Annotated in this window: 19 protein-coding genes and 1 pseudogene; 8 read left to right on the top strand and 12 right to left on the bottom strand. The window is 38.9% G+C overall.

Annotated elements, in window-relative coordinates; translation table 11 throughout:
- Nucleotides 1-243 precede the first annotated feature (243 nt).
- Together NON16_RS04885 and NON16_RS04880 are read right to left on the bottom strand one after the other, a co-directional pair.
- Entirely contained in the window at nucleotides 244-1335 is a 1092-nt protein-coding gene (locus NON16_RS04885; RefSeq protein ID WP_257347477.1) for an extracellular solute-binding protein, read from the bottom strand.
- Between the two features lie 15 nt (nucleotides 1336-1350).
- Nucleotides 1351-2520 carry an ROK family transcriptional regulator gene (locus NON16_RS04880; RefSeq protein ID WP_257347476.1) on the bottom strand — a complete coding sequence of 390 codons (1170 nt, stop codon included), beginning with the start codon at nucleotides 2518-2520 and terminating at the stop codon, nucleotides 1351-1353.
- Nucleotides 2521-2922: 402 nt separating this feature from the next.
- Between NON16_RS04880 and NON16_RS04875 the strand changes: the two genes are divergently transcribed.
- The gene (locus NON16_RS04875) at nucleotides 2923-3450 is read left to right on the top strand and encodes a GNAT family N-acetyltransferase (RefSeq protein ID WP_257347475.1); all 528 of its coding nucleotides are present in this window, start codon (nucleotides 2923-2925) and stop codon (nucleotides 3448-3450) included.
- A 143-nt stretch (nucleotides 3451-3593) separates the two neighbouring features.
- Here NON16_RS04875 and glpT read toward each other — a convergent pair whose 3' ends face one another.
- On the bottom strand, nucleotides 3594-4955 hold the full coding sequence (glpT, locus tag NON16_RS04870) for a glycerol-3-phosphate transporter (protein ID WP_257347474.1): 1362 nt from the start codon (nucleotides 4953-4955) through the stop codon (nucleotides 3594-3596).
- 460 nt (nucleotides 4956-5415) lie between these two features.
- Between glpT and NON16_RS04865 the strand changes: the two genes are divergently transcribed.
- Nucleotides 5416-5712 (top strand): antibiotic biosynthesis monooxygenase family protein, encoded by a 297-nt coding sequence (locus NON16_RS04865; protein ID WP_257347473.1) that lies wholly within the window; start codon nucleotides 5416-5418, stop codon nucleotides 5710-5712.
- Between the two features lie 125 nt (nucleotides 5713-5837).
- Nucleotides 5838-6398 (top strand): YybS family protein, encoded by a 561-nt coding sequence (locus NON16_RS04860; protein WP_257347472.1) that lies wholly within the window; start codon nucleotides 5838-5840, stop codon nucleotides 6396-6398.
- 41 nt (nucleotides 6399-6439) lie between these two features.
- Here NON16_RS04860 and NON16_RS04855 read toward each other — a convergent pair whose 3' ends face one another.
- Nucleotides 6440-7852 (bottom strand): PQQ-dependent sugar dehydrogenase, encoded by a 1413-nt coding sequence (locus NON16_RS04855; RefSeq protein ID WP_257347471.1) that lies wholly within the window; start codon nucleotides 7850-7852, stop codon nucleotides 6440-6442.
- 126 nt (nucleotides 7853-7978) lie between these two features.
- Here NON16_RS04855 and NON16_RS04850 point away from each other — a divergent pair.
- Nucleotides 7979-8179: pseudogene (locus NON16_RS04850) on the top strand (GNAT family N-acetyltransferase); the annotation flags it as partial.
- A gap of 104 nt (nucleotides 8180-8283) precedes the next feature.
- On the opposite strand, the gene NON16_RS04845 reads toward NON16_RS04850, so the two are convergent.
- The 5 genes from NON16_RS04845 to NON16_RS04825 all read right to left on the bottom strand — a co-directional run bounded on the left by NON16_RS04845 (nucleotide 8284) and on the right by NON16_RS04825 (nucleotide 13524).
- A complete protein-coding gene (locus NON16_RS04845) occupies nucleotides 8284-8880 on the bottom strand; it encodes a flavin reductase family protein (RefSeq protein WP_257347470.1) in 597 nt (198 codons plus the stop codon).
- 39 nt (nucleotides 8881-8919) lie between these two features.
- The gene (locus tag NON16_RS04840; RefSeq protein ID WP_257347469.1) at nucleotides 8920-10170 is read right to left on the bottom strand and encodes an MFS transporter; all 1251 of its coding nucleotides are present in this window, start codon (nucleotides 10168-10170) and stop codon (nucleotides 8920-8922) included.
- Nucleotides 10171-10418: 248 nt separating this feature from the next.
- Entirely contained in the window at nucleotides 10419-11864 is a 1446-nt protein-coding gene (locus NON16_RS04835; protein ID WP_372508746.1) for a sodium:solute symporter family protein, read from the bottom strand.
- A gap of 56 nt (nucleotides 11865-11920) precedes the next feature.
- Complete coding sequence (locus NON16_RS04830) at nucleotides 11921-12181, bottom strand: hypothetical protein (protein ID WP_257347467.1); 261 nt, start codon at nucleotides 12179-12181, stop codon at nucleotides 11921-11923.
- Between the two features lie 134 nt (nucleotides 12182-12315).
- Entirely contained in the window at nucleotides 12316-13524 is a 1209-nt protein-coding gene (locus tag NON16_RS04825; RefSeq protein WP_257347466.1) for a CaiB/BaiF CoA transferase family protein, read from the bottom strand.
- Between the two features lie 226 nt (nucleotides 13525-13750).
- Between NON16_RS04825 and NON16_RS04820 the strand changes: the two genes are divergently transcribed.
- The 4 genes from NON16_RS04820 (at nucleotide 13751) to NON16_RS04805 (ending at nucleotide 17649) form a co-directional block, all read left to right on the top strand.
- Nucleotides 13751-14422 carry a GntR family transcriptional regulator gene (locus tag NON16_RS04820; RefSeq protein WP_257347465.1) on the top strand — a complete coding sequence of 224 codons (672 nt, stop codon included), beginning with the start codon at nucleotides 13751-13753 and terminating at the stop codon, nucleotides 14420-14422.
- Nucleotides 14419-15303 carry a hydroxymethylglutaryl-CoA lyase gene (locus NON16_RS04815; protein WP_257347464.1) on the top strand — a complete coding sequence of 295 codons (885 nt, stop codon included), beginning with the start codon at nucleotides 14419-14421 and terminating at the stop codon, nucleotides 15301-15303. Before NON16_RS04820 ends, NON16_RS04815 begins: the two co-directional genes overlap by 4 nt.
- 184 nt (nucleotides 15304-15487) lie before the next feature.
- Nucleotides 15488-16255, top strand: coding sequence for an IclR family transcriptional regulator (locus tag NON16_RS04810; protein WP_257347463.1), 768 nt, complete (start codon nucleotides 15488-15490; stop codon nucleotides 16253-16255).
- A gap of 278 nt (nucleotides 16256-16533) precedes the next feature.
- Nucleotides 16534-17649, top strand: coding sequence for a saccharopine dehydrogenase NADP-binding domain-containing protein (locus NON16_RS04805; RefSeq protein WP_257347462.1), 1116 nt, complete (start codon nucleotides 16534-16536; stop codon nucleotides 17647-17649).
- A 254-nt stretch (nucleotides 17650-17903) separates the two neighbouring features.
- Here the strand turns inward: NON16_RS04805 and pcp are convergent, their stop codons facing one another.
- The 3 genes from pcp to NON16_RS04790 form a co-directional block, all read right to left on the bottom strand.
- The gene (gene pcp, locus NON16_RS04800; RefSeq protein WP_257347461.1) at nucleotides 17904-18509 is read right to left on the bottom strand and encodes a pyroglutamyl-peptidase I; all 606 of its coding nucleotides are present in this window, start codon (nucleotides 18507-18509) and stop codon (nucleotides 17904-17906) included.
- A 68-nt stretch (nucleotides 18510-18577) separates the two neighbouring features.
- On the bottom strand, nucleotides 18578-18946 hold the full coding sequence (locus NON16_RS04795) for a DUF3899 domain-containing protein (protein WP_257347460.1): 369 nt from the start codon (nucleotides 18944-18946) through the stop codon (nucleotides 18578-18580).
- 108 nt (nucleotides 18947-19054) lie between these two features.
- Complete coding sequence (locus NON16_RS04790; RefSeq protein WP_257347459.1) at nucleotides 19055-20659, bottom strand: peptide ABC transporter substrate-binding protein; 1605 nt, start codon at nucleotides 20657-20659, stop codon at nucleotides 19055-19057.
- Nucleotides 20660-20678: the final 19 nt, after the last annotated feature.

Below are 20678 nucleotides of genomic sequence, written 5' to 3'. Positions count from 1 at the left end.
TCCCGTATATAAGTTTTCGGGGCTCCATCCCTTCAGCCATTTGGTTTTCGGCCCACTGTCTTGCTGTCTACGCTTAAAGATAGGAGTTACCTCCAACCCTCCAAGACTCGCTACAGGTGAATGGCTAGTTCTTACCTGATGGGGTTCCCACCCATTATGGAATATCACCTATGCTCGGACGCTCTATACTTTCTTACCTTTTCAAAAAGGAGGATTGACCGGACCTTTTGAACAACCTTATTGCTAGCTCTTATCCTTGTCTGAACTCTTAATCTGTTGATCCCAATGCTTCATCCATTCAGGTGACTTTTCCTGAAATACTTTCCAATCAATTTCCATTGGTTTGATTTCAGTCTCCTCAATCCAAGCGGGAAGTCCTTCTACATCATCACGAGTTGGAATCCGGTAAAACTTTTCTGCTAAAAGCTTTGCGGCTTCTTTCGTATTTACAAATTCATAAAATGCTTTTGCTGCTTCAGGGTGAGGTGCATCTTTAACAATCGCAATCCCCTCTGTTAGGATTGGAGTACCGCTTTCTGGTATCACATAACTGAAAGGATATCCTTTTTCCTCAGCAAGCATAACTGTATCCGGCATGTTCCAAACTGAAACGGTTCCAACTCCTTTTGCAATTTGGTTGTACATAATTTCCGGGTTTGCACTATACTCTTTTGTGTTTTCATCAAGTTTTTGTAACCATTCATAACCTTGCTGCGGGTCTTGGGTTTCCTTATACGTTCGGTAAATCATCGCAGAGTAAATTGTACGCATTGTCCCTGAAGCCAATGGGTAACGAATAATTATTTCATCCTCCCATTTCGGATCTAGCAGGTCATCCCAATCCTTTGGTGCCTCTTCCTCTGAAATTTCCTTATTGTTATATAGGATTACTTCAGGTGTTTGAGAAGTACCCGTCCAGAACCAATCTTCATCGTGATACATATCATCTAATGCGTCCGCGTATGTAGGCTTATATTCCATCAGCAAATCCTCTGACTTCGCCTCATCAAACATAACTTGAGGAGCACCCCACCATACATCGACCTGAGTATTATTTTTCTCAGAACGAACACGATCTAGAATTTCCTGTGATCCCATATCTAGAAACTCCATATCGACATCATATTCCGCCTCAAACTGTTTCTCGAACTCGCTCAAAATATCTTTACCATGCGGAGAATACACAACGATCTTTTCTTCTAAATCGCCACTTTTACTCTTACTATCTGATGACTCGCCTTCTGAACTCGTATCAGTATCGCCACCTGCCATACATCCAACAAGCCCAAAGCTGAATAGGAATATAAAAGAAAATAACCAAATTGCTTTTTTCATATCGAACCCTCCCCGTTATATTGTATAAATAGAATCATATTCTTTTAACAATAATGCACAAGCACCAATAACCCCTGCTTCTTTACCCAATTTTGCTGGAATGACTTCACACTTTCTCGGAGTGAATTTCTTAATAATTTCATCTAGTTGATCCTTGAAAATAGGATATGAACCGCTAATACCACCTCCTAAAATAATAATTTCTGGATCAAATAACGAAATATAGTTAGAGATCCCCAACCCAAGGTTCTCTATAGCAAATTGTATGACTTCTTGAGCATTTTCATCTCCATTGTCAGCCATCTCAAATGCCTCTTTTGCAGTAACCTGTTTTTTTATTTTTTCGGATAATTGTTGGCCAATTGAAATGCCACCTGACATACTTTCTAGAAACCCAAATCCTTCAACTACAGGGTTGAAATTTCTAGCCATTTGTCTGTCTGTTACCTGATATCCGAATTCCCCAGCACTGTAGTTGCTTCCTCTATACAAGTTTCCATTAAGAATAATTCCGCTGCCAATTCCAGTACCGATCGAGATATAGATGATATTTGTTTTATCAACACCTGCTCCAATCCAGTGTTCACCTAGCACGCTGATATTAACATCATTATCAACGAAAATAGGGAGTTCGAAATAAGTACTCAATTTTTCTCTTATAGGACAGTTCTGCCAAGCTAAGGCTGGTGCATTAATTACGACACCCTTCTCAATGTCTGTTACACCAGCTACACCAACACCGATCCCAAGTACATTCTTTGTAGTTAGTTTTAGTTCGGTAAGCATTTCTTCTATATCAGTATGTAAGCGTTTAAATAAACCCTCATCCAAAAACTCTTGCGTAGCAAATTCACGATAGGAATATACTCTACCTTTTAAATCCGTAATCCCTGAAGCTACCTTTGAGCCTCCAATATCCACTCCTATAAGATAAGATGTTTTAGGATTGAAGCATAATTGTACTGGCTTTCTTCCACCCGTTGTTGTTGAATTCCCCATCCCTGTTTCGTAAACAAAGCCTTCCACGATTAAGTGGTTCACGAGCTGGGATACAGTTGGCTTGCTAATCATTACTCTTTTAGAAATTTCGGATCTTGAAATCGGTTCATGCTCAATGATGCAATCCAGAACAATTTTTATATTCATATTTTTGATGTAAGCCGCATTCCCCTTCTGCTTCCGCATTTCATTAACTCCTTATTTTCATCTTTTACCGCCATTTAGTCTATTAATTAGTTTGTAAGGTTTACTTATTAACTAAGTTTAATGAAGGATAACCTTAATTGTAAAACCCTGTATATTGCCTTTACTGCTTTAAATTGATATGTTTTCTCCTTATATTGTTCAAAATCGTTGTATTCCTAAAATTTTAAATATTGTTTTAATTTTATATAACAATATGTTTGTGTCATATACTCGCGAACGCTATTAATTCAACTGAGCACTTGCGGATCTACCCTGAACTTCTTTTAGTGATAATATCTTTCACTCAAAATAAGCGAATTTATGTTAGATTTTATAACATACTCCTAATATAAAAGGTTTTTTTGTGTTAAATTTATCAAAGAGAATATTTAAATTGGGGTGATGGTGTTGGTTAATGAAGTATACATTGAACAAATAAAATCTATTAAACAATACGTTGATGGGCTTTCGGAACTTCTGATAGAGGTGGTAGGAGATGGTGCGTCGATTGGCTTTTTACCACCATTCCAACACTCAAATGCTATAAAATATTGGGAAAACGTATTAAGCTCTGAAGTGATTCTATTTGTTGCCAAGATAAACAATCGGGTAGTCGGAAGTGTACAGTTACATTTATGTACGAAGCAGAACGGTGCTCATAGAGCGGAAATTGCAAAATTAATGACACACCCGAAATACCGGCGTAAAGGCATCGGACTTTCACTTATGCAAAAGGCAGAAGAAACAGCAAAGCAGGAGGGCAGAACGTTATTAATTCTTGATACAAGAGAAGGAGATCCTTCTAATAAACTTTATACGTCTATGGGTTATATTAAGGCTGGACGGATTCCTAAGTATGCGGAATCTGCAAACGGCGAATTAGATGCAACTATCTTTTACTACAAAACGTGCCCTATTGTTGAGTATTAAAAGTTACTCAAAAGAATCGCTTCCAATTTCATTTTTTTGGTCACGTACATTATAACGAACCAGGCGATATTGTATACATAAAGAAGGGGCTGTCCCAAAAAGTCCATTTTAAGACTCTTGGACACCCCTTTTCAATAAGTGGATTAATCTTTTACAATCTCTTGGCCTCTAACATTCCAAGTAACAGCAAATAAGACAATAGCCAGCACACTTGAACCTACTAATAACATAAATCCAGCGTCCCATCCTGCAAATTCTACAATATATCCCATCAAGGCATTTGCCATAACAGCACCACCTAGATAACCAAATAGACCAGTAAGTCCTGCAGCGGTCCCTGCTGCTTTTTTAGGAACATAATCTAAGGCTTGCAATCCTATGAGCATGACAGGTCCGTAAATAAGAAAGCCAATTGCAATTAACGCAATGTTATCAACAAGTGGGTTACCGGCTGGGTTTAACCAGTAGACTATTACAGCAATCAATACACCTACCATAAAAACAACGCCCGTTGGTCCACGACGTCCCTTAAATACTTTATCAGAGATATAGCCAGCGAGTAATGTGCCAGGTATCCCTGCCCACTCGTATAAGAAGTAAGCAAGACTTGAGGCTTCCATATCAAAGTCTTTTTCTTCACTCAAATAAGTAGGAGCCCAATCTAACACCCCGTAACGCACAAAATAAACAAAAACGTTTGCAACCGCAATCGCCCATACCCATTTATTATTAAGCACATACTTAAAAAGAATTTCTTTTGTGGTCAATTCCGTTTCAAGTGATTTTCTTGCCTTTGTAGGATAATCGTCCCGATGCTCTTCAATTGAAGGTAAACCTACTGATTGAGGTGTATCTCTTATTAATAAGAAAGCAAAGAAGGCAATGATGATCGCTATAAGAGCAGGTAAAATAAAGACGCCTTCGTAACCGATAAATCTAGCCCCGAAATAAGTTGTCGTAATAGACGCTCCTGCGATAGCAAGAGGAGCCATTAACCCCCCACCAACATTATGAGCTACATTCCAAATAGCAGTTTTTCCTCCACGTTCACTAACGCTGAACCAGTGGACTAACACTCTTCCAGATGGTGGCCATCCCATTCCTTGGAACCACCCGTTTAGAAATAACAGAATAAACATGATAGCTATAGATGAAGTGAAAAATGGAACTAAACCCATTGCTAAATTAATAACAGCGGATAAAATCAACCCTATTGTCAAAAAAATTCTGGCGTTACTCCTATCCGATACTGTACCCATAACAAACTTGCTAATGCCGTATGCGATTGAGATAGCAGATAGAGCAAGCCCAAGATCCCCTTTCGAAAAACCTTCTTCCATTAGAAAAGGCATGGCTAACGAAAAGTTTTTACGAATTAAATAATAGCCCGCGTAACCGATAAAGATTCCCATAAAGACTTGGAATCTCAACTTCTTATATTCCGCGTCTACTTTTTCTTCAGATAAACGCTCTTTATGTGCCGCGGGCTTTAAAAAATTTAGCATATTAATACCCCCTGTTGTATTTACACGTTAAAGAATTCAAGCATTAAAACAAAAAAAATACACCTAAATAGAAACACTAAACTTAGTGTTCATCTATTCACGCGTATCTCCAATTTCTCCAGCCGCAAACTATTAACATGTGAATTGTATTTTACCTATCCTTGAAAGCGTTGTCAATAAATTATCAAAAATCAATTGTGCAAATAATGGAAACTATAAAACATTGTTATTAAGGGAGGCAGTTTAATTTAGGAAAAGTATAAGAAAAGCGCAAGCGCCCTGCTTAGCCACGAAGGTCACTGGAAGACCGACGAGGAGGCTGTTGCCGCCGCAGGAGGACTGAAGTGATCCAAGTGGTTAGGCGCTGAAGCTGGACATTACATCCATGCCGCAAACTTTTAAACTTTCTTAACGTGAAATAAAAACTGTAATGATATACTTGAAAAAAGGAGGAGATATTGTGATATTGGAAGCTGTTATGCTTCAGGTTAAGCAAGGTATGGAAGGGGAATATGAAAAAACATTTCGTAAGGCATCAGAAATTATTTCTTCAATGAAAGGGTACATATCACACGAATTGCAGCGTTGTATGGAAGTTGAGGGGAAATATCTACTATTGGTTAAGTGGGAAACATTAGAAGACCATACAGTTGGGTTTAGACAATCAAAAGAGTATCAAGAATGGAAAAAGCAATTACATCATTTCTATGACCCATTTCCAACAGTTGAACATTTTGAGAAAGTTCATCTTAAATAGAGTTATTGTGCTAACCGGTGGGCGTCTCTGCAATATCTGTAAGCGCACGCATTGCAGAACGAACTTCCGGTATTGGGCGCAAAAATGTATGGTAACGTATAAATCATTTAGAATGAGGTGGAAAGGTGTATTTTTTAAAACCTATTTCTGATGAGGTTCGTTTATCTCAATTAATATTCAATAGATATAATAAAACGATGAAGCTCATTTTAGGGTCTATTTTTGGTTGTATTGCTGCTATTCTACAGGCTGCTGGTGGCTATTTACCAGGTATAGGATACTTTTTAAGTCCGCTTGCCACTGCACCTATTCTGTTATGTTCCATGTTTTCCATTCCATTTGGAGTAATGTCCTATTTTCTGACAATTATGTTGTTATTCATCCTACAGCCAACTGAACTAATTGTATTTCCTTTTACAACAGGATTGTTAGGACTTGGCATAGGGGCATCCTTTTACTTTTTTAGGAAGAGATTAAGTATTATTACTACTGGTACAATTCTTTTAATGTTAGGAATTATGAGTCTACTATTTATTTTTCACTTTCCAGTTTTAGGTCCAGCCGTCTCTGATTCGTTTTCATTTCTTACAACTGGAAGTATCTTTTTATTTGCTTTCCTTTATAGCTGGTTATGGGTTGAAATTGCTTTAGTCATTTTTAAAAGATTAAAAATGATTATAAATTAGTGATCCTCCAAATCACCCCAGTAGAATTTTATAGTTATGATTCATGGAACTATTTCAAAAACAGTGCCTTGCTTAAAATCAGTCACTTTCATAGAGCCATAAACCCCTAAATATAATCTGGTTTGATTCAGATTCGTTCCCAAACTTACATAATAGGCTGATTGAGATCCAAAATCATAATCGATTTGAATCATATAAAAGTCATTTTGTTTACAATCTGGTCTTACGCTGGTATAAGCTAAAGCCCCTCTAACCTGAGGTTGAGAATCTTTCCGGGCAAGATCGGTAAACACAACGCTTCCTGTTAAACGAGGGATTCCATTCCCCATATATGACTGGACTCCTGTAAGTGCAGTTCCTCCAAACTTATCGGGTCTGGTATCTTTATGAAAATAACTAGTTAAAGGCAGAAGATGACTCCCTGAAAGTGTTACTGCTTCATTGTAATAAGCAATTGTTTTCTCATCCAAAGTCGGATTTTTAGTACAGCCTCTTATAGTCGAAGTTGGAAAAGAACCTTCCCACCCTCGCCAGCCAAAGTTAATAAATCCTTCTTGGTCAGGTTCAGAATTCATGAAAGAAGCTTGAATAAGCTGAGTAACCGGTATTGGTTTATAATGAACGAATGAAAAAATCGACTCGACCAAATCCTGTCCGACATTTCCCGCATATTTAATATACTGATTATAAAACCTTTGAAATGAAATGCCTGGTATATTGCGAACCCCTTTGGCCATTACCGTGAGCATTTCCTGAATAGTTGTGGGAAGTTCATTAAAACGTGTGACAATGGGTGGATTATTGATGTATGTATTCTTACTTACATCAATTTCAATTATTTTACCAGCGATTTCTAGATCGTCCTGGCTTAAGTTAAATGGATCATAGCCTGATCCACCATCACCGGTGGTTAAAACAAGTTTTCCTGTTTCAGGTGAAAAGTTTAAACTATTGACACCATTATGATTTGAAAATGGTCTTCTTAAGTTAAGTAATGTCCGTAGTTTTTGAGGGTGACCACTTGATTGTAAGAACCATTCTTCTACTGTATCAATATGATCATATTGAGTTTCTCTATTTACCCATCGTAGGTTTAAAGTTCTAGGATCACATGGGTCAGGTTTAAAACCTTTAGGATTAGCACCTGGACCTTGTGTTCCAGCTACTGAATAGTGAAGATAAAACAGACCGTTATAATAAAAGTCGGGATGAAACGCTAGCCCTAGCAATCCCCGTTCATCATATCCACCACTAGAAACACCTAGTTTTATGATTCGCGGGCGAATATCTAAAAAAGTCCTAATAACTCCGTTTCTAATGTAAAAGATCTCTCCTATTTGGGTTGCAATAAATAATCTTTCAATTGAGTCCCCTGGAAGTATAGTTGTTTTCAAAACAGTGGGTAAATTTATCTTACTTACAATGGGCCGTAAACTAACTTTAACTTTTTCCACTAACTTGACCTCCTTCCTATTGTTTTCTTTTATAAGAATATGATTAGAACTGTTCTATAAGTACCAAATTCGGACTGGGGAATCTGACCAGGCAATGGCACCATTTTCCGCAAAAAGTGTACTCAAACTGGAATTATTTGTGGAGTCGGTGTGCTGCCGAGATATCAATCTAAGGGTATCGGCAAAGAAATGTTGAATCGAATAATTAAATATTGTGAGCAAAATCGAGTGATTCCTCAACTTATGTGTGTAGAAAATTTGGAGCCCTATTATGAATCTTTTGGATTTAAGAAATTTTCAATTGGAATGACAAGAAATATAAAATGATAAATGCTTAACAACGTTAACGGAATAATGCGGCTTTCAATTTAACGTTCGATTAAACTATAAGCCCCCAACACCGAAACTGGTATTGAGGGCTTTACATTTTTCTATCTTGGAAGCTTGAAGAAATCACGACTTTCACTATAGTTCCCTGCTAGTCTTCCTAGTGGTCGGAGTTTTTCAAGATCAACTTTATAGTTACCCAGATAATAGTCTTCATGTATATGATAGCGGACCATTTCTCCAATGACCAAGTGATCAGAACCAAGTGGTATAACCTGATGCAGTTTACACTCCATATGAATCGGTGCTTCTTTTACTCTTTTCGGTTTCACAACTTCACTTGCAATTGGTGTTAAATCAGCCGCTTCGAATTCATTAACGTCACTTGGTAAGTTTTCAGAGCTCTTTTGCATCGGATTACCTAAAGGAGTTGAGACAACATTTATGACAAACTCCTTTTGCGATCGAATATTAACCAACGTATCTTTTTCCGTGCCCAGACGCTCACCTACCCCTGGCCCGATGGTAATTGACAGCATAGGCGGTTTTCTTGAGACAACAGTAAAAAAACTAAACGGTGCAAGGTTCAATTTCCCCTCTTCCGAAATGGTTGATACCCAAGCAATCGGCCTTGGTACAACCGAACCCGTTAATAACTTATAGACATCCTTACTTCTATGTTGAGTTGGATCAAATTGCATGACTCTCTCTCCCTCTAAATGTGTTTTCATCATTGATTTTCACAGTTTCGCAAGATCTCTTTTCCCTAATTCATGAGATAATAAGGCGAGTAGCAATAATACAATTCCCATTAACAGAGGTATGATAAGCCAGCCTGCCGTGTAGCTACCGCTGTGATCCACTAAGAGTCCAAACAAAGGCGGGACAAGAATAACTCCCGTCGAACCAAATGTAATACTGAAACCACTAGAAACCCCCGCTTGTTCCCTAGGTACCAATTCCGAAGCCATATTCATCCAGATCCCATTGAATCCAGCTACTGAAAAGCCAAAGACAATGATGATCGGTACAATTGCCCAAAACGGGGTTCCAGAAGGTAGAACAGCAACGGATATACTTGATAAAGCCGTCAAAGCAGCAATGATCACAAGAATAATCAGCCTTCTTCCATTAAATAAGCGATCACTTATAACACCCCATCCGACCCTTCCGAACGAACCGCTTATTTCTGAAATGACAAGTAACATACCAGATAAAAACAGGCTTATACCCATTTTTTCGTATGCAAATAAAACAATATACGTGTTTAAACACATCTGTGCCCCGTTTAACCCGATCGCACTTAAACTGACCAAAAGCAATGGCTTATTATGGAACATTTTCGCTAAAGAGTTTCGGAAAAAGGCAATCGAAAACGTCTGTTTTTCTCGTTCTCTTCCTATAGGGTCATGATAAAGGAAATAAGCAACAAAGCCGGAAGCTACCAAGCCTAAAGATGCGAAAAATAGAGCGGGTCTCCATCCATATATAGCTGCAATTGGTAATAGTAAAAAACCAGCTAAAGCAGAACCGAATGTAATGCCCATCTGTTTAATGCCCATCGCGGTACCTCGTTGCGTCTGGGAAAACCAGTAGATGATCCCCCTATTAGAGGTTGGATGCATGGCTCCGTATCCTAGTCCACCGATCAAAATCAATAATAAAACAAGCCAAAATTCCGATATCAACGTCGCTATTAAAAAACTTAGCCCCAAACACAAGGACAGCATTAACAACAGTAACTTCGACCCTAGGTAATCGGCCATAAAACCTACCGGGATCGAAGCTAGAGCTTGACCTAAAAAAAGTGCTGAGGGCAATAATCCGATTTGAGCTTTAGAAAGCTCCAAATCCTCTCCTATTAAAATACCAAGCGGACCAAGACTACGCCCGACCAAAGCTACCATTAATTGAGCGATTAAAAGCCAAATCAACATGCGCCATGGTTCGGTGAGTCCTTTCTGATCCGCTTTTATCTGAACAGTATTCACATTAAATCATCTCTTTTTTTACAAGGTTAGAACGTATAAATTTTTGTTGCAAAGATGCAATGTCTAGCTTCAGCGCCCAGGTGCTCGAGGTCGCTTCGATTCTTTCACAAACACATAGAGCGTGTTATGCTCCAGAATCTCCAGCGCTTGCACTAAAGCATAAGTGCAACTTAGGCAATCGCCTTCGCTATGCTTGGCGCTGACCTAGTTTTCTTTATCGCACCTGAACAGGGCGCTTCCGCTTTTCTTTAAGCATCAATTTTCAAGGAGGAAATATCTTCAGCATAGACTTCGTGCTTTGAGGACACTGGAACAGCAATTGAGCCAATTACTGCGATTCCGAAATTGACAGCTAATCCGATAATTCCCCCGTGTATTCCATAAATTGTACCATATCCTGTTAATGTTAATAGGCCTGCAATAACTGCGCCAATCAACATGCCCCAGAATACCGGTTTTGCCGAAAGCCTTTTCCAATACAAACCAAGAATAAAAGCAGGGAATACTTGAACGAGCAATTCAAATTTTAAAACAAAGATCTCATAAAGCGTTCCAGGCGGGTTCCATGCAATCCACAGCAAAATGATAACCGCAATTATTCCCCCTACCTTACCGACAAGTACTTTCTTCTTTTCCGATGCTTTCGGATTGATGAAGTTCCCATAAATATCATTGGACAACATCGATGAAAAACTCAGTAAGACAGAGTCAGCTGTAGAGATAATCGCTGCAACAATAGCACCAAAGAAGAGAACCATCACCCAATAATAGATCGTGTTAATAGAAGCAATTTCGTTCGCCATCATACCAACGAGTTGTTCGGAGTTTGCATCATCTAAACCAGGAAACATAGAAATACCAATGATACCGATCACAAATACAAACCCGGTTGTCACAGGTGGCATCCAAGCCATACGTGCTAATGACTTTTTCAGAATCCGTTCACTCTGGGATGAATAAATCCTTTGAATGGCGTGGGGATAGATTGCTGCACCACACCCTACTAATAACAGAATACTAAACCAATTTATCGTTCCTTCTATAGGTGGCACCCCCACTTTAGCAGGTTCTCTTTCTGCTATTGATGCCGTCACATCAGATAGATTACCACCCACTAGATAAAGTGCACCAATAAGGAAAAAGACAATACCAACCATGAGTACTATTCCTTGCATAACATCCGTGAACGCAACCGCCCTCATACCGCCCATCCATTCATACACCAGCATGACAAGAACAAATGCTATAACCGCAAATTGGTAGGGAATCGTTCCACCTGTCATTCCAGCAACCGCTTGTCCGATCGCTACGAGTTGCTCTAACAAATAATTCCCAAGGCCCCATAACATGAGAAATACCCCAAGCAATGTAACCGCTTTTGATTTGAATCGATGACGTAACCAATCTGTAGGGGTTATAAAGTTCAATCGTTTAGAGACAACATACAATCTAGGTGCAATCAGTAGATATACTCCGATAATGATTGTCATGAAGGAAATAGATTGAAGCCATAAAAATCCTGAACGATAAGCAGCCGGGGCATAACCGACGATTGTATTTCCGCTATATTGAGTTGCATATAACGTAAAGAACAAGGCGATGAATCCGAGGTTCTTACCTGCTAGATAATAACCTGACAAGCTGTCATGGATATTCTTTTCACCTTTACCAGAAAAGTACCCGATCGCAAGCATCACAACCGCATAAAAAGCGAGAATGATAATACCATCAACACCAGAGAATGTTAAATTCACTTTTTAACCACCTTCTCCCTTTCAGCTTCCTCAATATCCTCAACGATGTTCCATTCATGGATGGTCAACCAACTTAAATAACCACATAAAACAAGTGAAAAGAATGTTGAAATCCATGCCCAATAAGGAAATCCAAAAATGATAGGTTCAGCTGATCCCACTGGTAAATACCATGGAACAATCGCCAACATGATCAAAACGAGTACGATCCAGATCCATTTTTTTCTTATGGGTTCCTTTATAGTCCTCTTTTCCATGCCTAATCCCTCTCTTTTATCAATTGATTTAATTTTTAAAAAATTGAATGCGGAAAATAGCGGCCTACTCTTTCAAATCGTGTATTTTTATGATTTTGTTCAAACGATGAGAATCTTCGTAATATAGCTGGAACTTAAATAACCCTCATTTCGATTAGTTCTTCAATCTTTTCCTGGCTAAAACCTAATAACTCTCCGTAAACTTCTGCATTATGTTTTCCTAATTTCTCAGCACCCGGATACTTCACTTTTCCTGGAGTCCGGCTCAGTTTTGGTACAACTCCTGGCATTGGAAAATCCCCTAGTTCTGGATGTTCGACAGAAACAATCATTTCTCGTGCCTTATAATGTGGATCTTCAACGATATCTTTTGCCGAATAGATCAATCCTGATGGAACACCTTTCTCTTCTAAAAGAGCCAAAGCTTCTTGAGCTGGTACCGATTTCGTCCATTCTTCAATCATCAAATCAAGCATTTTCATGTTCTTCCCTCTAGCCTCATGAGTTGCAAATCTTTCATCATCTGCAAGCTCAGGTTGGCCCATCGCTTCACACAGTCTTCGGAAAACACCATCTGCATTACCTCCTATTACGATATAGGTTTCATCCTTGGTGTAATAAATGTTGGAAGGTGCAACTCCAGGGAGAATATTTCCCATTCGCTCACGTACATACCCTGCAAGTAAGTAATCCGGAATTAAGCTCTCCATAACAGAAAAAACAGATTCGTATAGAGCTGTGTCAACGACTTGTCCTTTTCCCGAATGCTCTCTTTCATGTAAGGCGACCAAACAACCGATTGTGGCAAAAAGTGCTGCCAGTGTGTCACCTACTGAAATACCAATACGTGTAGGGGCACGATCTGGATAACCAGTGACATTGCGTAATCCACCCATCGCTTCTCCAACACTACCGAACCCTGCCCGGTGCTTATAAGGACCTGTTTGTCCAAATCCAGAAGTCCGCATCATGATCAGTTTTGGATTAATCCCTGACAACGTTTCATACGAAAGATTCCATTTTTCCATTGTTCCTGGCCGAAAGTTCTCAATCAGGATATCCGCATCCTTCACCATATCTTTCAATATATGTTGACCTTCTTCGATACGAAGGTTCAACGTGATTGATTTTTTGTTTCTGGATTGAATCGGCCACCAGAGTCCTGTTCCGTTTTTATCTTTGCCCCAACCTCTCATCGGGTCAGCTTTATCAGGGGACTCGACTTTGATTACTTCTGCACCGAAATCAGCAAGTAATCTACCGGAAAATGGACCAGCCAGAAGCGACCCTAATTCTAGTACACGCACACCCTCTAGCGGCAATTTTTCGTTATCTTTACCCATATGACCCCTCCTTCTTTGTGGATATTTACTATTAAATCTAAACTTTCTGAATATTTGTATACAATCCTATCAGAACTGTATACAAAAAATCAATAACATTTTTAAAGATGATTATTTGTATGTATTTAGCGCTTAAATAACTCATTTTAAGGGTCCTTTTACCTAAATTATTAGAAAATATTGAACATAGATTTATTATTGTATACAATCAATGAGAGGTGTTTCTATGGATGCATACAATTACATTAAAGATGCGATCGTTATCGGAAAATATGAACCTGGTATGAGGCTCACGGAAGAAAGCCTGGCAAATGAATTACAATTAAGCAGAACTCCAATACGCGAGGCGATTAAGCAATTAGAATCGGATGGACTTATCGTTCCTTTAAAACGCGGAGTAAGCGTAAGGAATTTTACAAAAGAGGATATCAAACAGATCTATGACTTAAGAACGTTACTGGAAGGATACTCTGCTTCCCAAGCAGCTATTAATCGTACAGAAGAAGACATCACTGAAATGGAAGCAGCGAATGTGTCATTTGAAAAGGCGTTGGAGAATTACGAAGAAAATGACATGAATAGTATTAAAGAGATCGCTAGGGTCAATCATCAATTTCACGATGCAGTTGTCCGAGCTTCAAGAAATCCGCACTTGCATTTTCATATATCAAAGGTTGTCGTAGTTCCACTCGTATACCGTTCTTTTTACTGGTACAATCTTACACAATTACAACGTTCACTCGAGTTTCATCGAACAATATTGACTGCTGTAAGAAGGCAAGATCCTGAGCGAGCTAGAATTGCGATGCATGAGCATATCTATCAAGGAAGAGATCACGTAATGAATCATTTAGACGACATTAAGGACAATCATTTTCTTAAGGAGGATGCAAAGTGATCGATATTTGTGAAGTTGGTCCAAGGGATGGTCTTCAAAATGAAAGTAAACATGTACCCACAACCATTAAGGTCGAATTAATCAATAACTTAATTGATGCTGGTATACGAAACATTGAAGCTGTATCCTTTGTAAACCCTAAGGTCGTTCCACAAATGGTAGATGCCGAAGAGGTGTTATCACAATTACCGAAGAGATGTGATATTAGATATGGAGGGCTTGTGTTAAGCAGGTCAGGGTTTGCACGCGCTCTTGAGACAGATGTTGATTACCTACATGTAGTCACCACTACGAGCGATTCGTTTAATTTAAAAAATGCAAAGAGAACCGTTGAAAAAGCAACAGAGGAATTGACAGGAGTCGTTAAAGAAGGCATTGATGCTGGAAAAGGTGTCATGGGTGTACTGGGCACAGCTTTCGGATGCCCTTTTGAAGGGGAGGTTCCGGTTAAAAGGGTCTTGGAGGTAGCCGAAACCTTCATCAAATCTGGATGTACAGAAATTACGTTAGCTGATACGACTGGAATGGCTAATCCTAAACAGGTGGAAAGTGTGGTTGCATCTTTTAAGAAAGCATTCGGTGATGATCTTACGTTAGGGCTTCATTTTCACAATACACGAGGTCTCGGTCTAGCTAACATATTAGCAGGTTACTCAGCAGGCGTTAAACGTTTTGATTCCTCGATTGCTGGTTTAGGCGGATGCCCGTTTGCACCTAAAGCAGTGGGAAATGTATGCACGGAAGACATGGTCAACATGTTTCATGGAATGGATGTTCCTACAAATACCGAACTCGAAAAGTTAGTTAAAACCGCTAAATGGCTTGAAGAAAATATGGGAAGGTCGCTTGATGGGATGTTGATGAAGGCTGGAATAGCATAAATTCAAATGTTGTGTCCCGAATAAAGCTGGATAGATTCAGCCATTATTCGGGATTTTTTGGGTTCAATCCGCCGGATCAACAACCTATCAGGCGGTAAAGGTAGGGAAATATGTATAATTAAAACCATGGTATACTGAAATTAAATTGAATATCGGATGTTATTTTAAGTGAAAGGGTGGTAATATGGGTGAAAAAAAAGAGAAGGTTTCTGCTGTTTCCTCAGTAGACAAAGCAATAGATATATTAGTGGCTTTAGGACAATCAGATAATAAAACAATAAGGGAGTTAGGTCATCAATTAGAAATTACAAAAAGTACATTACATCGCATTTTGCAAACTTTGGAAAATCGTGGTCTAGTAAAGAAAAATAACACCACGGATAAGTACTCTTTAGGTTATAAAATTCTTGAGCTAAGTTCTCATTTGAAAATACATAATGAAATTAGAGACCTGGCTTTAAAGCATATGGAGGAATTAAGGGACCTGATTGGTGATACGGTTCAGCTAGCTATTCTGGAAAAAGATGAAATTATTATCATTGAGACTGTAGAAGGGACGAATAACCTGAGATTTTTTGCTCAGCCCGGACAAAAGTATCCAATCACATATGGTAATTTCGGCAAAGTTTTTTTAGCTTACCAACCTACCTCTAGTGTTTTAAACCACATTAAGGAAAACCCCTTAGTGAAATATGCTTCATCTTCAATCACTGACCATGATCAATTTATTAAGCAGGTTAATGAAGTGAGAAATGATAAAATATCAGTTAGTATAGATGACCCAATAGAAGGTGCCGTCAGTATCGCCGTACCCATTGTAAACACGAATGGCCATATCGAAGCTTCCTTAGCAATAGCAGGAGTAAAGACACAACAAAAAATGGACAATATAGATCAATTGAAAGTGATCATTAAAGAATATGCAGATAAAATTTCAAACGAGTTTAAATGACATTGATCTTGTAAGACTTCACCTTAAGAGGTGGAGTCTTTTTGTACGTTAAGAAAAGCGCAGGCGCCTTGACCAGGTGCGACAAGCGCTGGAGATTCTGTAACATAACACGCTTTTTGTGTTTGTGAAAGAATCGAAGCGACCTCGAGCACCTAGGCGCTGAAGCTAGACATTGCATCTATGCAGCAAAATTTTATACTTTCTTTACTTCTAAAAGAAAATGCAGTATGATAACAAAAAACGGGACATTGTCCCAAAAATAAAAGTGGAGGTACCAAATGAGTAAAGTGATGCTTGTCGGTTTAGGTGAAGTTGGAACACATATTTTAGAGTTTTTGGTTCGTGACCCAAAGTGTCCAGAGTTAATTGTTTGTGACTTCAACCGGGAGATTTCTGAGAAAAGAGTTAACAATGCCTTATTTGGAGCCGCAGTCCACAGATTGTATCCAAAGGTCACATTTGAAAGAGTTGATCTTTCTGAGGTAGACAGGACAGCTGAAATCATCTCCAAGTATAAACCTGAAGTAGTGATTAACTGCGCAGTAATGCAAACTTGGCATGTTATTCGCAAATTGCCAAAAGAACAATATGAAAGATTAAGTTCTGCCACTCTAGGAGCATGGCTTCCGTGTCAATTAGGTCTTTCTTACAAGTTAATGAGAGCAATTAAGAAAGCAGAAATTGATACACATGTCATTAATACTTCACTTTCATGTTTAACTAATCCAGTCTTAGCTGAAGTTGGATTGGCTCCAACAATCGGGATTGGAAACGTTGAATTGATTGAGCCATCATTGCGTATTAATGTAGCTCGTAAACTAGATGTTCCGGTTGATTTAATAAAAATACATTTAGTTGCTCATCACTTATGGTGGGTTTATCCGCGAGAATCGGGCTACAAAAAAGGGCCTTACTTCCTCAAAATTACAGTTAATGATCGAGACGTCACCAGTCAATTTATTACGGATGAATTGATGTGGAATTCGATCAAATTATATCCCTCGGGTACAGACTTTACGACTGTTTCCGCAAGTTCAACAATTAAAAACATGTATGCACTTCTAAATCCAACACCGATATTTACACATTCACCGTCTCCAAACGGTTTACCGGGAGGGTATCCTATTATTCTCAGCAATAAAGGAGCGGAGCTGGCATTACCAGAAGGGATTACGGAAGAAGAGGCTATTAAAATCAATGAAGAATCTGCAAAACTTGATGGAATCGAAAGAGTCGATTCTGATGGCACAGTAGTTTATACGGATTATGCACATAAGATTTTGAAGGAAATGATTGGTTTTGATCGAAAGTCTTTCAAACCAGAGGAAAGTTATGAAATCGCTCTTGAAATGATGGCTAAGTACAAAGGGTTTGCAGCGAATTTTGTTTCTTAAAATTATTAAAAAGTTGCAAAAAGGTATTAAGTCGGAATTAGAACCATCATTTAGTTCAAGTTTAATAACAACCACTCAAACGTTCTTCTGCTACATCTAGAGACATATGAGTGTGCATGAGTAGTAAAACCTGCCTCAAAAGCATACTTTCTGAATTGGGCGCTATAAAAAGTGACTAAAGCCTAATTTCTCAGTGTTGTAAGCGAGAAATTAGGCTTTTTTATTTGAACCCTTCAATTTTATTGTGCTTTCCTCTATTCATCAAGTACTTTAATGACCAATTCAATTGCTTTTTGAATGGTATCAAGTGGCCATCCAGGCAGCTTAGGATTTTGTACAGCAAGTTGGAACGAGGCTGGTACATGAATGAAGCCCGATGGAATGTTGGTCCCTCTTTGCCTCGTATCATGCAGCATCGAATACATTACATTATTGCATAGATAAGTCCCCGCTGTATTTGATATTTCAGCAGGAATACCTTTTTCAAGCAGGTGGTCGACCATCCTACGAATCGGTAGTGTTGAAAAATATGCGTCATTACCAGCCTCTATGATCGGTACGTCGATAGGCTTGTTACCTGAATTATCCCTTACCCCATCATTCACATTAATGGCGACTCTTTCTGGTGTGATTTTATTTCTACCAGCAGCTAGTCCAAGTGAAATTACGGCGTCAGGTTCTAGCTCATGTACATGATTCAACAGTTTTTCAGCTGATCGATCAAACTCTACCGGAAGTACATGTCCTGTTATCTGATAATTTCCAACGACCTTTCCATCAAGCTGTTTTACAATATAATCAGTTGGGTTCGAACTATGGTCCAAAAAAGGCTCGAAACCAGTTAATAACAGTTTCTTCATTTTTCTCCTTCCTTCTCGACTAACCTTCGTTTTTTATATAATATACCTTGTAAAATCTTGAAAACAACCTAAACAAAAAGCATAATTGTAAATGAGAATAGTGTCATACCTGAGCCAATCCCAAGGAAAAGGATTTTCGCTTTTGTAAAAATCGATTGTTTCCAGGAACGTAAAAATGCATCTTCCTTCAATTGCTTATCTACTCTTTCCAATGAACGGGATTTCGGAACGGTTACTGCTGCTATCTTTTTAAATCCTTCCAAAAATAAATCAAGAAAACCCGTTTGAAAGATATAACAGCAAGCACCTACCATAATACTGATCAATCCCCAGAAAAAGGATAGGTTGATCATTGTCAATGTATCGGTGTCCGTCACCATTTGGCCTGCTATTAAAGCAACTACAGAAAATAATATTAACAAAATATAACTAACCATATTCCTCTACCTTTCAATTGAAGTAAAAAGAGATGATTCAAGGGGGCAAGCTCAGAATCCTAACCGTTAAGCTTGCCCCTAATGAATCACTCCCATTCTTACAAGTTACTAATTCGATACTTTTTCAGCCCAACGCAGATCAGGCATACGGTTTACTGGGTACACAATTCCTTTATACTTCTGTGATGTTAAGAAGTTATGAGAATAGAAGTATACTGGCATAAACGGCAAGTCTTTCATCAAGACACTTTCCGCCTGATGAAGTACTTCCATCCGTTTCGCCTCGTCCTGAATTCCTTTCGATTTTTCTATTAGGGCATCATATTTTTCATTAACCCAGTTTGTACGATTATTCGGGCTATCCCCCAAGTAATAGTCCAGAATTGGAGTCGGATCTACATAGATGCCGATCCAGCCCATTCGTGCCATTTGGAAGTTTCCTTGTTTCGTTGTATCAAGGTACGTTTTCCATTCTTGGTTATTCAATGTAACTTCAATTCCGAGATTCTGTTTCAGCATTTCCTGAATACCTTCAGCAATTTTTTTATGGTTGTCAGACGTGTTATAAATCATTTCGACCTTTGGAATCTTGTCCCATCCTTCTTCTTCCTTCGCTTCTTCTAACAACTGTTTCGCCTTTTCAACATTTTCTTCGAAATACGTTTCCTTTTGTTCACGGAAGTCACCTTTAGGCGTTTCAACTCCGTATGGAACGAATGCATATGCAGGCTTCTCACCAGCTTGTGAAATATTTTCTGTGATCAACTTCCGATCGATAGCCAGGTTGAATGCTCTTCTGACTTTCGGGTTGTTGAATGGTTCTTTTTCAACATTGAACATGTACATGTACGTTCCGAAATACGGAGTGATCTTGAAATCTTCACTTTCTTTTTCTTGAGGAATGACATCGATCGGCAACGTATCGATCAGATCGAGTTCACCCGACTGGTACATTTGATAATAAGTTGTTGCGTCGTTAACCATTTCCCATGTGATCTTTTTCATTGAGATGCTATCTTTATTCCAATATTTGTTGCTCTTCTCAGCAACAAGCTGACTATCATGTTCCCAACTTTTCAACGTATAGGCACCATTGCTTACAAAACCATCCGCTTCTGCAGCCCAGTTTTCATTTTCTTCAACAACCGATTGATTTACTGGGTAGTAAGGCCAAAAAGCGAGTAATTTTTCAAAAAATCCAGTCGGAGATTTCAATTCGACTTTCAAGGTTTTGTCATCGACGGCTGTAACTCCTACATCGTCTGCTGAGCCTTCGCCTTTGTTATAGGCTTCTGCTCCTTTTAAATAGTATAGGTAAAAAGCGAAAGCACTTCCTGTTTCAGGGTTCAGGACCCGTTTCCATGCATATTCAAAATCACCGGCAGTCACAGGATCTCCATTCGACCATTTTGAATCGCGTAATGTGATCGTATAAACCTTTTTATCTTCGGAAACCTTTACGTCCTCAGCAAGGGCAGGGGTCACTTCACCCTCTTTGTTTTTCGTGTATAACCCTTCAAACAAATGATCGATGATCCAACCTGAGGTAGTATCTGTCGCCAATGCAGGGTCCAATGATGGTGGCTCACTCTTTGCATTCACTGTAATTTCCTGTTCTACCTTTCCTTCTGATGCGCTGTCTTCACTACACGCAGAGAGAAAAGGCACAACAACCAAGACCATCAACAAGCTCATCAATACGCTTTTTTTCATTGATCTTCCTCCTCTAAAT

Origin of the sequence: Pseudalkalibacillus decolorationis (genome assembly GCF_024609785.1) — a bacterium.
Classification (GTDB): Bacteria; Bacillota; Bacilli; order Bacillales; family Fictibacillaceae; genus Pseudalkalibacillus; species Pseudalkalibacillus decolorationis.
The sequence above is the reverse complement of the archived record's forward strand: the minus strand, read 5'-3'. Positions and strand labels throughout refer to the sequence as shown.